General features: G+C 73.3%; 12 protein-coding genes. 8 read left to right on the plus strand and 4 right to left on the minus strand.

Features of this window, described 5'->3' with window-relative positions:
* Nucleotides 1–36 precede the first annotated feature (36 nt).
* From EAD96_RS25745 to EAD96_RS25760, 4 genes are all read right to left on the minus strand, one after another.
* Complete coding sequence (locus EAD96_RS25745) at nt 37–906, minus strand: carbohydrate ABC transporter permease (RefSeq protein WP_120569591.1); 870 nt, start codon at nt 904–906, stop codon at nt 37–39.
* 55 nt (nt 907–961) lie between these two features.
* Nucleotides 962–1,942 carry a carbohydrate ABC transporter permease gene (locus EAD96_RS25750; RefSeq protein ID WP_121686078.1) on the minus strand — a complete coding sequence of 327 codons (981 nt, stop codon included), beginning with the start codon at nt 1,940–1,942 and terminating at the stop codon, nt 962–964.
* Between the two features lie 21 nt (nt 1,943–1,963).
* Complete coding sequence (locus tag EAD96_RS25755; RefSeq protein ID WP_121686079.1) at nt 1,964–3,307, minus strand: ABC transporter substrate-binding protein; 1,344 nt, start codon at nt 3,305–3,307, stop codon at nt 1,964–1,966.
* A gap of 97 nt (nt 3,308–3,404) precedes the next feature.
* A complete protein-coding gene (locus EAD96_RS25760; RefSeq protein WP_121686080.1) occupies nt 3,405–4,451 on the minus strand; it encodes a LacI family DNA-binding transcriptional regulator in 1,047 nt (348 codons plus the stop codon).
* A 241-nt stretch (nt 4,452–4,692) separates the two neighbouring features.
* Between EAD96_RS25760 and EAD96_RS25765 the strand changes: the two genes are divergently transcribed.
* The 8 genes from EAD96_RS25765 (at nt 4,693) to EAD96_RS25800 (ending at nt 14,244) form a co-directional block, all read left to right on the plus strand.
* Nucleotides 4,693–6,021, plus strand: a complete 1,329-nt coding sequence (locus EAD96_RS25765) for a Gfo/Idh/MocA family protein (RefSeq protein ID WP_121686081.1) — start codon at nt 4,693–4,695, stop codon at nt 6,019–6,021.
* Nucleotides 6,022–6,037: 16 nt separating this feature from the next.
* Nucleotides 6,038–7,471: a glucuronate isomerase gene (gene uxaC, locus EAD96_RS25770; protein WP_121686082.1), complete on the plus strand. Its 1,434-nt coding sequence runs from the start codon at nt 6,038–6,040 to the stop codon at nt 7,469–7,471.
* The gene (locus EAD96_RS25775) at nt 7,468–8,769 is read left to right on the plus strand and encodes an enolase C-terminal domain-like protein (protein ID WP_013286700.1); all 1,302 of its coding nucleotides are present in this window, start codon (nt 7,468–7,470) and stop codon (nt 8,767–8,769) included. The genes uxaC and EAD96_RS25775 overlap by 4 nt, the downstream gene beginning before the upstream one ends.
* Nucleotides 8,760–10,244 carry a mannitol dehydrogenase family protein gene (locus tag EAD96_RS25780; protein ID WP_121686083.1) on the plus strand — a complete coding sequence of 495 codons (1,485 nt, stop codon included), beginning with the start codon at nt 8,760–8,762 and terminating at the stop codon, nt 10,242–10,244. The genes EAD96_RS25775 and EAD96_RS25780 overlap by 10 nt, the downstream gene beginning before the upstream one ends.
* Nucleotides 10,241–11,446 carry a Gfo/Idh/MocA family protein gene (locus tag EAD96_RS25785; protein ID WP_121686084.1) on the plus strand — a complete coding sequence of 402 codons (1,206 nt, stop codon included), beginning with the start codon at nt 10,241–10,243 and terminating at the stop codon, nt 11,444–11,446. The genes EAD96_RS25780 and EAD96_RS25785 overlap by 4 nt, the downstream gene beginning before the upstream one ends.
* Before the next feature lie 26 nt (nt 11,447–11,472).
* Nucleotides 11,473–12,816: a polysaccharide lyase family 1 protein gene (locus EAD96_RS25790; RefSeq protein ID WP_121686085.1), complete on the plus strand. Its 1,344-nt coding sequence runs from the start codon at nt 11,473–11,475 to the stop codon at nt 12,814–12,816.
* 236 nt (nt 12,817–13,052) lie between these two features.
* Nucleotides 13,053–13,511 carry an ATP-binding protein gene (locus tag EAD96_RS25795; protein ID WP_121686086.1) on the plus strand — a complete coding sequence of 153 codons (459 nt, stop codon included), beginning with the start codon at nt 13,053–13,055 and terminating at the stop codon, nt 13,509–13,511.
* 7 nt (nt 13,512–13,518) lie between these two features.
* A complete protein-coding gene (locus EAD96_RS25800) occupies nt 13,519–14,244 on the plus strand; it encodes an HD domain-containing protein (protein ID WP_121686087.1) in 726 nt (241 codons plus the stop codon).
* Nucleotides 14,245–14,246: the final 2 nt, after the last annotated feature.

Genomic DNA, 14,246 nt, shown 5'->3' on the forward strand with positions numbered 1-14,246 from the left:
GGGCGGGTACGGCGTCGGTGGGGGCAGGCACGGCGGTCATCCCTTCAGCCCGCTGGTGTTGATGCCCTCGACGAGCATCCGCTGGAAGGCGAGGAAGAACAGGAACACCGGCAGCAGCGACAGCACCGACATGGCGAACATCGGGCCGACGGCGCTCTGGCTGGTCGAGTCGATGAACAGGGTCAGCGCCACCGGGACCGTGTAGTCCTCCAGGCTGGACAGGAACACCAGCTGCCGGAAGAAGTCGTTCCAGGTCCAGATGAACGAGAAGATCGCCGTGGTGACCAGCGCCGGCCGGCTCAGCGGCAGGATGACGTGCCGGAACACGCCGTACGGGGACGCGCCGTCGATGGTGGCCGCCTCGTCCAGCTCGCGCGGGATGCCGCGCATGAACTGCACCATGAGGAAGACGAAGAACGCCTCGGTGGCCAGGAACTGCGGCACCAGCAGCGGCAGGTACGGCCAGTCGCCGCCGACCAGGCCGAGGCTGCGGAACAGGATGTACTGCGGCACGATCAGCACGTGCCCGGGTAGCAGCAGCGTGCCGATCATGACGGTGAACCAGAGCTTGCGCAGCCGGAACCGCAGTCGGCCCAGGGCGTACGCGGCGAGCAGGCAGGACAGCGCGTTGCCGACGACTGTGAGCCCGCTGACCAGCGCGCTGTTGAGGAAGAACCGGCCGAAGCTGATGTCGAAGTTGGTCCAGCCGTCGAGGTAGTTGCCGGGGGTGAACCGTTCCGGCAGCAGACCGACGTTGTTGGCGATCTCGGCCTGCGACTTGACCGAGGTGCCGAGCATCCAGAACAGCGGGTAGAGCACCACCGCGACGATCGCCACGAGCACGACGAGCCGCAGGACGTTCCGGCCGCTGCCCGGCCGGCGGCGCGCGACAGTGAGCGCGGTCATAGCGCCTCCTTTGTTCGCGACTGCGGGGCTCGCAGAACCGGCTCACTCCTCGCGCTCACGCGTCGTCTCCGTCCGAGTAGTGCACCCAGAACCGGCCGGTGCTGAAGAAGACGGCGGTGACCACGCCGATCGCCACCAGGAACACCCACGCCATCGCCGACGCGTAGCCCATCTCCAGGTCGGTGAAGCCGGAGATGTAGAGCTTCAGCGTGTACATGAGGGTGGAGTCGACCGGGCCGCCGGTGCCGTTGCTGAGCACGAACGCGGCGGTGAAGCCCTGGAAGCCGTTGATGGTCTCCAGCACCAGGTTGAAGAAGATCACCGGGGAGAGCATGGGCAGGGTGACCGCGCGGAAGCGCCGCCACGCCCCGGCGCCGTCCACCGCCGCCGCCTCGTACAGCTCGGTGGGCACCTGCTTGAGCCCGGCCAGGAAGATCACCATGGGTGCGCCGAACTGCCAGATCGCCAGCACCATCAGCGTCTCCAGTGCCCAGTCCGGGTCGCTGACCCAGGGCAGCCCCTCGACGCCGAACAGGGCGAGAAACGAGTTGAACGCACCGTCCCGGTTGAACATGTTGACCCAGACGATGGCCAGCGCGACGCTGCCGCCGAGCAGCGACGGCAGGTAGAACAGGCTGCGGAACAGCCCGACACCGCGCCAGGCCCGGTTGAGCAGCAGCGCCACGCCGAGCGCGGCGGCCAGCTTCAGCGGCACCGCGATCAACGCGAACGTCAGCGTGACCCGCACCGCGTGCCAGTACGACGGGTCGGCGGTGAACATCCGCTCGTAGTTGTCCAGCCCCACCCACCGCACCTCGGACAGCGGCGTGAGGATGTCGTAGTCGGTGAAGCTCAGCCAGAGCGAGAGCAGCATGGGGATCGCCGTGACGCCCATCAGTCCGATGAGCCAGGGCGAGAGGAAGACGTACCCAGCCAGGCCCTCGCCGAGCCGGGCCCGGCCGGCCCGACGCCGCGTGGGGCGAGGGCCGGCCGGTCCGGTGCGAGGGGTCCGGCCGGGCGCCGTGGTGAGAGCCACGGGACCGGTCCTTTCGTGGGGTCAGGCGATCGCGGACTTGCAGGCGGTGACGAACTGCTCCGCCGCCTGGGCCGGGGTGGCGCGGCCGTACTGGGCGTTCTCGGCGGCCTTGACCAGCTCGGACTTGACCTTGCTGTGCCCCTTGATCGGTACCTGGGGCGAGGCGCCGAACTTCTGCGCCAGGTCGGACTCGACCTGGATGGACTGCTTCATGGCCGGGTCGGTGGCGGTCTCGCTGACCTTGGCGCGCAGATCCATGTTGGACGGCAGACCGCGGTCGGTGCCGAGCAGCGCCACCGCCTCCGGGTCGTTGTTCAGGAAGTTGATCACATCGACGGCGACGTCCTTGTGCTTGCTGCCCTTGAACACCGACCAGTACATCGAGGCCCGCGCCCACTGCGCGCTCGGGTCACCCGGGTACGCGACCACGCCCAGTTCGTCCTTGGTGTTCTTCTTCAGGTCCGGCATCTGGTTGACCCACACCCAGGAGGTGGCGGACTTGCCGGTGACCACCAGTTGCTTGGTGATGTCGCTGGAGTTGCCCTCGTGGATGACGTCGGGCGTCGGGGTGGCGCCCCGGTCCCGCGCGCCCTTCCACAGCTCGAACCACTTGGTCACGTCCTCGGCGGTGAAGCCGAGTTCCTTGCCGTTGTACAGGTCCTTGCCCTGCTGGCGCAGCCACACCCAGAACGCCTTGTAGTCGGCGCTCGGGTCCTGGGTGCCGGGCACCTTCGTCTTCTTCGCCACCTGCTCGGCCCAGGCGATGTGCTCCTCCCAGGTCATCCCGGTGGTCGGCTCGGGCAGCCCGTTCCTGGTCAGCAGCGTCTTGTTGTAGACCAGGCCCTGGGTGTTCTCCCCGGCGGCGATCCCGGCGAGCTTGCCGTCGACCACGCCGTACTCCAGCAGGCTCTTGGGGAACTTCGACACGTCGAGCTTGCCGGAGTCGCGGTAGCTGCCCAGGTCGAGCGTCGTGCTGCGGCCGGCGTACTCGGCCAGGTAGTTGTCGTCGATCTGGAACAGGTCGGGCGGGTTGCCGCCGGCGGTCAGCGTGGCGAGCTTGTCGAAGTAGCCCTGGTTGGCCTGCCAGGTCTTCTCGAACGTCACGTCGGGGTGCTTCTTGGTGTAGAGGGCCAGTGCGTCCTCGGTGAGCTTAGCCCGGGCCTCGCCGCCCCACCAGAAGACGGAGAGTTTGACCGGGCCGCCGTCGCCGCCGGCGGAGTCGTCCCCGCAGCCGGCCGCGCCCAGGGCGAGCGGCACGGCGAGCGCGACGACGGCCAGGCCGCGGACGAGTCGGCGTCGGGTCAGGGGGGTACGGTGATGCCGCCCGGCGGGTACGCCGGCGGTGGGGGACGTTGCGGGGTGCATCTGCGCTCACTCCTCGGCTGTGGGAGGCGACGACGTCACCGGCGGCCGTCCACGGGCCGCCCGGGTCCGCAGTGCTGTGCGGGCCCGGGCCACCTGCTCAGGCCCCGGTGCCGTCCCGGCCGGGCGCGGGGACGGGCCCGGTCGAGTCGCGGACGACCAGTTCGGTCTGGAGCATTACCTGTGCGGTGGTGCGACGGTCGCCGGCCGCCGCGCCCCGGCCCCGGGCGCCCCGTGGCGCGTCGGAGTCGAGTTGCAGCAGCATGTCGACGGCCGTCCGGCCGGCGGCCGCGGTCGGCGTGGCCACCGTCGTCAACTTGGGGCGGGTGAGCCGGCTCAGCGCGATGTCGTCGACGCCGACGACGCTCACGTCGTGCGGCACCCGCGCCCCGAGCGCGTCCAGCCCTTCGATCAGGCCGATCGCCATCAGGTCGTTGTAGGCGAGCGCGGCGGTGACGCCGCTGCGGCGTACCTGCTCGGCCAGGGCGCCGCCGCCGGTCTCGGTGGGCTGGTTGGGTCCGAGGACGGTGAGGTCCGCTCCCCCGCCCCGGGCGGCGGCGGTCGCGGCGCGGCGCATCTCCCGGGCGGTCCAGGAGCCGCGCGGGCCGCCGAGCAGCGCGATCCGGCGGTGGCCGAGCCCGAGCAGGTGCTCGATCGCGGCCCGGGCGCCCTGCCCGACGTCCATCATCACGCAGGGCAGGCCGGCGACCTGGCGGTTTATCACCACCACCGGGACCTCGCGGCTGACCTGCTCGATCAGGCTGTTGCTCATCCGGGGGCTGCACAGCAGCACGCCGTCGACCTGCTTGGCCAGGGCGTGGACCAGGTCCTCCTCGGCGACCGGGTCCTCGTTGGTGTCGGCCACGAACACGTGGTAGTCGCGGTGCCGGGCCTGCCCCTCCGCCGCCTTGATCAGTGGCGGGAAGAACGGGTTGGCGATGTCGGCCACGATCAGGCCGATGTTGTGCGTACGGCCGGTGATGAGGGCCCGGGCGGCCCGGTTGGGCCGGTAGCCGAGGTCCTCCGCGCAGGCCAGCACCCGGACCCGGGTCTCCGGGTTGACCAGGTGCGGGGCCGAGAACGTCCGGGACACGGTGGAGATGTGCACACCGGAGGCGCGGGCGACGTCCCGGATGGTGGCTGGCACGGCGGGCTCCCTCGTCCGATGTGGTGGGGGTCACGGGTGCCGCCCATTAATGCAAACGGTTGCGCTCGTGTCAACGGTCCATTGTTGCGGCTCGATTGCGGCGACGGTCCCGGTGGGCGCGCGAAACCTCATCAATGCGGATGGATAGGGCGGCTTGGCCGCCATCCGTTGACGACGCATCCACCGTCGTGGTTTCTTCGGCTGCAAACCTTTGCAGCCGACTGCCAGGGAGGCCGACGTCATGTCACCACCGGCCCGGGAACGGGTCCGCCACGCCCTGGTGGGTGCCGGAGCGCGCGCCGAGATGTTCGTCCGCGCCCTCGCGCTCGACCACGCCGACACCGCCGAGCTGGTCGCGTTCGCCGACGTCAACCAGCGGAGGATGGACGCGCACAACCGCTGGCTGGCCGAGCTGGGCCACCGGCCGGTGCCCACGTACGCCGCCGGTGACTTCGCGGCCATGCTCGCCAAGGAGCGGGTCGACGTGGCGCTGGTGACCAGCGTGGACGCCACCCACGACGAGTACGTGACGGCGGCGTTGCGCGCCGGCTGCGACGTGGTCGTGGAGAAGCCGATGACCGTGGACGCGCAGCGCTGCCGCCGCATCCTGGACGCGGTCGCCGAGACCGGCCGGCGCGTGACTGTCGCGTTCAACTACCGCTACAACCCGCTGCACGAGCAGGTCCGGCGGCTGCTGGCCGACGGCGCGGTGGGCGAGATCGGGTCGGTGCACTTCGAGTGGCTGCTCGACGTGCGCCACGGCGCCGACTACTTCCGCCGCTGGCACCGCGACAAGTCCGTCTCCGGCGGGCTGCTCGTACACAAGTCCGGCCATCACTTCGACCTGGTCAACTGGTGGCTGGACGCCCGTCCGGTCGACGTGCACGCGTACGGCCGGTTGTTCTTCTACGGCGCGGACGGCCGCCGGCACGGCTACGCCCGCGACTACGACCGGGCGCACGGTTCCCCCGCCGCCGACGGCGACCCGTTCGCGCTGCGCCTGGCCGACCACCCGAGGCTGCGCGAGCTGTACCTCGACGCCGAGGCCGAGGACGGCTACCACCGCGACCGCAACGTCTTCGCCCCCGGCGTGACCATCGAGGACGACCTCGCGGTGCTGGCCCGCTACGACACCGGCGCCACGATGACCTACCACCTCACCGCGTACGCCCCCTGGGAGGGCTACCGGGTCATGGTCAACGGCAGCCGGGGCCGCCTCGAACTGGAGGTGACCGAGAGCGACCACGTCAGCCCGTCCGTCGCCGGCGCACTCAAGGGCGCGGCGCTGCACGGCGACGAGGCCGCCGTCGAGCAGGGCGCGGCCCGGCTCACGCTGCGCCCGTTCTGGGCGCCGCCGCAGGAGATCCCGGTCGAGGGCTGGACCCGGCGCGGACACGGCGGCGCGGATGCCCGGATGACCCGGGTGCTGCTCGGCGGCGAACCCGACCCGCTCGGCCGGGCGGCCACCGCCCGCGACGGCGCACTCGCCCTGCTCACCGGCCTGGCCGCCAACCGCTCGCTGGAGACCGGCGCGCCCGTCCGGGTCGCCGACCTGCTCACCCTGCCCTGACCGAGGAGCCCTCGCTGTGCCGATCATCCCCCGCGGCGACCTGCTGCTGCCCGCCGAGCCCGGGCTGCGCGCCCTGGCCCGCGAGCTGTACGCGCTCGCCGCCGAGCAGCCGCTCATCTCCCCGCACGGGCACGTCGACCCCGGGCTGCTGGCCGAGGACCAGCCGTTCCCCGACCCGGCCCGGCTGCTCATCGTGCCCGACCACTACCTGACCCGGATGCTGCTCAGCCAGGGCGTACCCCCGGCCGACCTGGGCGTGCCGAGCGTCGACGGCAGCCCGGTGGAGACCGACGGGCGGACCATCTGGCGGCGCTTCGCCGCGCACTGGCACCTGTTCCGCGGCACCCCGTCGCGACTGTGGCTGGAGCAGACGTTCCGGCACGTGTTCGGCGTCGACACGCCGCTGAGCCCGGCCACCGCCGACGCCGTCTACGACGCGCTCGCCGCGCGCCTGGCCGAGCCGGGCTTCCGGCCCCGGGCGCTGTTCGAACGCTTCGGCATCGAGGTGCTCGCCACCACCGAGTCACCGCTGGACGACCTGGGCCGGCACGCCAAGCTCGCCGCCGACGGCTGGGGCGGGCCGGGCGGCCGGGTGGTCACCACGTTCCGCCCCGACGACGTGGTGGACATGGAGTTCGACAACTGGGCCGCGAACGTGGACCGGCTCGCCGAGGTCTCCGGCGAGGACACCGGCACGTACGCCGGATACCTCGCCGCGCTGCGGGCACGGCGGGAGGCGTTCGCCGCCGCCGGGGCCACCTCGTCCGACCACGGGCACCCCACCGCCCGTACCCTCGATCTCAGTCCCGCGCAGGCCGCGGCGCTGTACGACAAGGGCCGGCGCGGCCTGGCCGACGCCGCCGACGCCGAGGCGTTCCGGGCGCACATGCTGCTGGAGTTCGCCCGGATGTCGCTCGACGACGGCCTGGTCATGCAGCTGCACCCCGGCGCGGTCCGCAACCACAACCGCTGGCTGCACGCCCGACACGGCCGCGACGTGGGCGGCGACGTGCCGCAGGCCACCGAGTACGTGCACGGCCTCGCGCCGCTGCTCGACGCGCACGGCAACGACCCCCGGCTCACAGTGGTGCTCTACACGCTCGACGAGGACACATTCACCAGGGAACTCGCCCCGCTCGCCGGCGGGTACGCGGCGCTGCGCCTCGGCGCGCCCTGGTGGTTCCTGGACTCCCCCGAGGTGCTGCGCCGGTTCCGCGAGGCGGTCACCGAGACCGCGGGCTTCTACAACACCGCCGGGTTCGTCGACGACACCCGCGCGTTCTGTTCCATCCCGGTACGCCACGACGTGGCCCGCCGGGTCGACGCCGGATTCCTCGCCCGCCTCGTCGCCGAGCACCGGCTGACCGAGGACGAGGCCGCCGAGACCATCGTCGACCTGGCGTACCGGCTGCCGAAGCAGGTCTTCAAGTTCGGAGGTGGGCCCGCATGACCACAATCGTCGACGTCGAGGTGCACGACGTGCGCTTCCCCACCGCCGCCAGCGGCGACGGCTCGGACGCGATCAACAGGGGCGACTACTCGGCCACGTACGTGGAGCTGACCACCGACGGCGGACCGACCGGCACCGGGTTCACGTTCACCAACGGCCGGGGCAACGAGATCACCTGCGCGGCGGTCCGCGCACTCGCCCACCACGTCCGGGGGCGCACCGTCGCCGAGATCGCCGCCGAACCCGTGGCGTTCTGGCGCTCGCTCACCGCCGACGTGCAACTGCGCTGGCTCGGCCCGGAGAAGGGCGTGATCCACATGGCCACCGGCGCGCTCGTCAACGCCGTGTGGGACCTGCGCGCCAAGCTCGCCGGCAAGCCGATGTGGCGGTTCCTCGCCGAGGCGCCCACCGACGAACTGGTCGCGACAGTCGACTTCCACCACATCACCGACGCGCTCACCCCCGACGAGGCGGCGGCCATCCTGGACAAGGGACGCGACGGGCTCACCGACCGGCTCGCCGCGCTGGAACGCGACGGGTTCCCCTCGTACACCACGTCGGTGGGCTGGCTCGGCTACCCGGACGAGCAGGTGCGCGCGCTGACCCGCGACGCGTACGCGCAGGGGTGGCGCGCGATGAAGATGAAGGTCGGCGGGCGGATCGAGGACGACCTGCGGCGGGCCCGGATCATCCGGGCCGAGATCGGCCCGGACGCGCTGCTCATGATGGACGCCAACCAGGTGTGGGACGTGGACGAGGCGATCGCCGCGATGGGCGTGCTCGCCGAGGTGGACCCGTACTGGATCGAGGAGCCCACGCACGCCGACGACGTCCTCGGGCACGCCCGGATCGCCCGCGCGGTCACCGAGCTGACCGGCGGCCGCTGCCGGGTCGCCACCGGCGAGGTCGCCGCCAACAAGGTGATCTTCAAGCAGCTGCTCCAGGCCGAGGCGATCGGCGTCATGCAGGTCGACGCCTGCCGGGTCGGCGGGGTGGACGAGGTGCTCGCCGAACTGCTGCTGGCCGCGAAGTTCGGCGTGCCGGTGTGCCCGCACGCCGGCGGCGTCGGCCTGTGCGAGTACGTGCAGCACCTCGCGATCTTCGACTACCTGCGGGTCGGCACGAGCCTGGACGGCCGCATGGTCGAGTACGTCGACCACCTGCACGAACACTTCACCGACCCGGTCCGCACCCGGGGCGGGCGCTACCTGCTGCCCACAGCGCCCGGCTACAGCGCCACCATGCGCCCGGAGTCGATCGCGGAGTTCCGCTTCCCGGAGGGACCGGCATGGCGCTGACCCCCGACCGGCTCGGCCTGGCCACGCTGCGCCACCTGCCGCCGGAGTCCCGGCCGCTGGTGCGCCCCGGCACCGTGCCGGCCGGCATCGTCCACCTCGGCCTCGGCGCGTTCCACCGCGCCCACCAGGCCGTGCACACCGAGGCGGCGGTCGGCGCGGCCGGCGGCGACTGGGGCATCATCGGCGTCGCGCCGCGCAGCACCGACGTGGTCGAGGCCCTCGACGCGCAGGACTGCCTGTTCAGCGTCACCACGCTCGCCGCCGAAGGCGCGGCCACGCGGGTGGTCGGCGCGCTCGCCGGGGTACGGCACGCCGCGAGCGACCCGGACGCGGTGGTCGGCCTGCTCGCCGACCCGGCGATCCGGGTGGTCACGCTGACGGTGACCGAGAAGGCGTACCGGCTGGACCCGGTGACCGCCGCGCTCACAGTGGACGCGGACCTGACCGCCGACCTGACCACCGGCCGTCCCCCGCGTACCGTGCCGGGCCTGCTGGTCCGCGGGCTGCTCGCCCGCGCCGCCGCCGACGCCGGGCCGCTGGCGCTGGTGAGCTGCGACAACCTGCCCGCCAACGGGCGGCGACTGCGCGGGCTGGTGGAGCAGTGCCTCGCGCTGGCCCGGGTGCCGGACGCCACAGCCGAGCGGGTGCTCACGGCCGTCACCTGCCCCGGCACCATGGTGGACCGGATCGTGCCGGCCAGCACCGACGAGACCCGGGACGCCGCCCGGCGGGCGCTCGGCGTGACCGACCTGGCGGCGGTCGCCGCCGAACCGTGGTCGCAGTGGGTGATCGAGGACGACTTCCCCGGCGGGCGACCGGCCTGGGAACGCTCCGGCGCGGTGCTCACCGACGACGCCGGCCCGTGGGAGCGGCTGAAACTGCGGGCACTCAACGGCGTGCACTCCGCCACCGCGTACCTGGGGGCGCTGGCCGGCGCGGAGACGGTGGCCGAGGCGCTGACGCTGCCGCACCTGGACGCGGTGCTGCGGCGGCTGCTCGCCGAGGAGATCGCGCCGAGCTTCACCCCGCCGCCCGGCGCGGACGTGGCCGACTACGGCGAGCAGGTACTCGCCCGTTTCGCCAACCCGGCGATCCGGTACCGGACGACGCAGGTCGCGATGGACGGCTCGCAGAAGCTGCCGCAGCGGGTGCTGCACACCGTCGCCGACCTGCGGGCCGCCGGCCGGTCGGCGCGGTGGAGCGCGCTCGTGGTGGCCGCGTGGCTGCGGTTCCTGCTCGGGTACGCCGACGACGGCCGGCCGCTGCCGCTGGACGACCCGCTCGCCGACCGGCTGCGCGCCGCGCTGGCCGCCGGAGCGCACACCCCGGCCGGGGTGGTCGACGCGGTCTTCGCGCTGCGCGAGGTGTTCCCGGCCGACCTGGCCGACGACGACGAGTTCCGCGCCGACGTGACCGGCTGGCTCACCGCGCTGGAACGGCACGGCGTCCGGGCGACCCTGGCGGACGCCCGGTGACCAGCGGGTGGGCAGCGACCCGCCAGGGGTCGCCGGTGCGCGGCAACGACCCGCCGCGGGTGGCGCTGATCGGGGCGAACGGGCACGGCCGCTGGCACCGCCGGGCCATCGCGGAACTGCACGCCGCCGGGCGTGCGCGCCTGGTCGCGCTGGTCGACGTACGCCCGCTGGAGGCCGAACCGGCCGCGCCGGTCCCACCGGAGGCCGGCGTGTTCACCGACCACCGGACCATGCTCGCCGCCGCCCGCCCCGACGTGGTGGTGGTCTGCACGCCGCCGCACACCCACCTGCCGATCGCGATCGACTCCCTTGCCGCGGGCGCGGACCTGCTGCTGGAGAAGCCGCCGGTGCTCGACCTCGCCGAACACCGGGCGCTCGCCGCCGCCGCGGACGTCGCCGGCCGCGCCGTGCAGGTCAACTTCCAGGCGCTCGGCTCGGCCGCGCTCACCGAACTGACCGGCGCGCTCGGGCGGCTCGCCCCGGTCACCGGCATCGCCACGCTGGCCGCCTGGCAACGCCCGGACGCCTACTACGCCCGCTCCCCCTGGGCCGGGCGGCGGTCGGTCGACGGCCGCCCGGCGCTGGACGGCGCGCTGGCGAACCCGCTCGCGCACGCGCTGATGCAGTGCCTCGCCGTCGCCGAATCCGTCACCGGCGCGCCGGTACGCCCGGCCCGGATCGAGGTCGAGCGCTACCGGGTCCGCCCGATCGAGGTCGACGACACCGCAGTGCTGCGGCTGACCCCGCACGCCGGACCACCGGTGCTGGCCGCGCTCACCCTCGCCGCCGAGGAACACGTCGCCGGGGAGGTGCTGGTCACCGGCGAGCGAGGGCGGGCAGTGCTGGAGTACCCGACCGACCGGCTACGCCTACCCGGCGACAACGCGCTCCGCCCGGTGCCCGGCCGCCGAGGGCTGCTGGCGAACCTGCTCGACCACCGCGCGGACGGCACGCCGCTGATCGCGCCGCTGGCGCGTACCGAGCCGTTCACCGCGGTGCTGGACGCGCTGCGGGACGCACCCGTTCCGGCGCTGCTCGACGGGGACCTGGTGCGCGAGGCGGGCGACGGCCCGCAGCGGGTGCGGATGGTGCGGGGCGTCGGCGCGGTGCTGCGGACCGCCGCGGAGACCGGCGCGCTGCCGTCCGAGGCGGGCGTGCCGTGGGCGCTCCCGCCGTACGTGGTGGACCTGCCCGCGCAGTGAATGTCCCCGAGAGAACGGAACGAGTCATGCGTACCCGAACCGCATTCGTCGCGGCGCTGACCGCCGCGCTCGTCCTCACCACCGCCGCGCCCGCGCCGGCCGCACCCGGCGGTCCGTCCCGGGCCGCCGAACTGCTCGGCCGCCAGACCCTCCCGGCGAACGACGGCTGGGCCGCCGCGGGCACCGGCACCACCGGCGGGTCGGCCGCCGCGCCGGACCGGGTACGCGTCGTGCGTACCCGGGCCGAGCTGGTCGCCGCGCTCGGCGGCGACAACGCCACGAACGCCGCCGACGCCAGCCCCAAGATCGTGTACGTGGCCGGAACCGTCGACGGTTTCGAGGGCCCGGACGGCACCCCGCTGGACTGCGCGGACCTGGCCGACCCGGAGTACTCGCTGCCCGCCTACCTGGCCGCGTACGACCCGGCGACCTGGGGCCGGGTGAACCCGAGCGGGCCGCTGGAGGCCGCACGCGTGCGGTCGGTGGCCGCCCAGACCCGGCAGACCCAGATCAACGTCGGCTCGAACACCACGATCGTCGGGCTGCGCGGCGCCCGGCTCACCGGCCTGACGCTGATGATCGACAGGGTGGACAACGTGATCGTGCGCAACATCGAGTTCGCCGACGCCCGGGACTGCTTCCCGGCCTGGTCCCCGACCGACGGCGACACCGGCAACTGGAACTCCCAGTACGACCAGATCTCGGTCCGGCGCAGCGAGCACGTCTGGATCGACCACAACACGTTCACCGACGGCGACAACCCGGACAGCGCGCAGCCCGTCTACTTCGGCCGGCCCTGGCAGGTGCACGACGGCTCGCTGGACGTCACGCACACCGCCAGCCTGGTCACCGCCTCCTGGAACCGGTTCACCGGCCGGGACAAGGTGATGCTCATCGGCTCGTCGAACACTGTCGGCCCGGACGTGGGCCGGCTCAACGTCACCGTCCGGCACAACCTGTTCGACGGCACGCTGCAACGGCTGCCCCGGGTGCGGTTCGGCCAGGCCGACGTGCACGAGAACCACTACCGGCTCGGCGGTCCCGGCTTCGCGTACGCCCTCGGCGTCGGCGTGCAGTCCGCGCTGTACGCGGAGAACAACTTCTTCACGCTCACCGGCGACACCACCCCGGCCGACCTGCTGTACGACTGGGGCGGCACCGCGCTCACCGAGCGGGGCAGCTGGGTCCGGCAGGGTGACCGCCTGCCCCGGCCGGTGGACCTGCGCGCCGCGTACAACGCCGCCCACGACCCCGACCTCGGCGGCGACGCCGGGTGGACGCCCACGCTCCGCGCCGCCCGGCCGCTGCCGGCCCCGCTGGTCCCGTTCGTCGTGGACGCCTGGGCCGGCGCCGGCCGGCTGCCGCTCTGACCTCCGCCGGAGCCCACCCGGCGACCGGGCCGGCGTCCCCCCGGGGGCGCCGGCCCGGCGTCGTCACCGGCCCGCCGGCTGACACGCCGCCCCCGATGCGCAATGATCACGTTTGACGGACACCGCCGCCGGGGGAATGAACCGGCGGCCACCGGGGACAACAGGGTGAGAATCAGGCGGTGACAGCGCTAGTGGGCGCCCAGGTCCGGGGACGGGCACGGGACGGAGGGCCGGACGTGACGGGTGGGGCATCCGGCGACGTCGGCCCGGTTCTCACCATCGACCTGCCGGCCGACCCGGCCCTGCTCGCCACCACACGGGAACGGCTGCGCGGCTGGCTGCACGCCCAGGGCGTGAGCGAGTGGGACGTCGACACCGTTCTCATCGCCACCGGCGAGGCGTGCGCCAACGCCATCGAGCACGGCTACCGCTTCGCGCGGGAGGGCATCACCACGCTGCGGGCCGAGCTGCTCGGCGACCGGCTGGAGATCGAGGTACGCGACCGGGGCGGCTGGCGCGCGGCCGACGGCGACGACACCGGCGACCGCGGCCGGGGACGGCTGATCATGGCGCGGGTGATGGACGAGGCCACCATCGTCGGCACGCCGGAGGGCACCTGCGTACGCCTGGTCAAGCGCCTCACCGGCGACGCGAGCGGCCCGGCGGGCGCCGGATCTAGCGAAGATCAGCTATAAGGGACGCATGGAGTTCCCCGCCTACCTCGCCACCATGCCGATGCACGCGATCACCGAGATCCACGGTGAGCCCGGCCTGCTGGCCCGGTTCCGGCTGGAGATCGAGGCGTTCGACGAGGCCGCCCGCGACCGGCTGACCGAGGCGCTCGACCTGGCCGCCGACCTGCACCGCGACGACCGGCGGGTACGCGAGCCCTACCTCAACCACCTGCTACGCGTGGCGATCCGGCTGATGCACCACTACCAGGTGCGGGACGTGGACGTGATCGTCGCGGGTCTGCTGCACGACGCGGTCGAGGACCACCCCGCCGAGCTGGCCGGGCTCGACCCCGGCACCGGAGCGGAGGCGACCCCGGCGGCGCTCGCCGCGCTGTCCGACCGGTTCGGCGCGCGGGTCGCCCGGCTGGTCGCGGCGGTAACCAACCCGGCGTACGACCCGGGCCGGGACCGCGACGAGCAGTACCGGGAGCACGTGGCGGCGAGCCTCGAGCGGGAGCCGTGGGCGCGGGTGATCAAGGTGTCCGACTTCACCGACAACGGCGTGGGCGTGATCCACACGGTCGGGCCGAAGGTGACCCGCGCCGCCACCAAGTACCGCCCGCTGGTGCCGGTCTTCCGCGACCTGGTGGCCCGCCCGGACACACCACTGTCCCCACCGGTCAAGCAGCACATCCTCGCCCAGCTGGACCTGGCCGAGGAGCGCTTCAGCGCCATCCTCGACCACCCCGCCTGACC

Source organism: Micromonospora sp. BL1 (genome assembly GCF_003667485.1).
Taxonomy (GTDB): domain Bacteria; phylum Actinomycetota; class Actinomycetes; order Mycobacteriales; family Micromonosporaceae; genus Micromonospora; species Micromonospora tulbaghiae.

What these genes read in the sequence shown, in the direction of transcription:
- EAD96_RS25745 (WP_120569591.1), bottom strand. Translation starts at nt 906, where the DNA reads ATGACCGCGCTCACTGTCGCGCGCCGCCGGCCGGGCAGCGGCCGGAAC.
- EAD96_RS25755 (WP_121686079.1), bottom strand. Translation starts at nt 3,307, where the DNA reads ATGCACCCCGCAACGTCCCCCACCGCCGGCGTACCCGCCGGGCGGCAT.
- EAD96_RS25765 (WP_121686081.1), top strand. Translation starts at nt 4,693, where the DNA reads ATGTCACCACCGGCCCGGGAACGGGTCCGCCACGCCCTGGTGGGTGCC.
- EAD96_RS25775 (WP_013286700.1), top strand. Translation starts at nt 7,468, where the DNA reads ATGACCACAATCGTCGACGTCGAGGTGCACGACGTGCGCTTCCCCACC.
- EAD96_RS25780 (WP_121686083.1), top strand. Translation starts at nt 8,760, where the DNA reads ATGGCGCTGACCCCCGACCGGCTCGGCCTGGCCACGCTGCGCCACCTG.
- EAD96_RS25790 (WP_121686085.1), top strand. Translation starts at nt 11,473, where the DNA reads ATGCGTACCCGAACCGCATTCGTCGCGGCGCTGACCGCCGCGCTCGTC.
- EAD96_RS25800 (WP_121686087.1), top strand. Translation starts at nt 13,519, where the DNA reads ATGGAGTTCCCCGCCTACCTCGCCACCATGCCGATGCACGCGATCACC.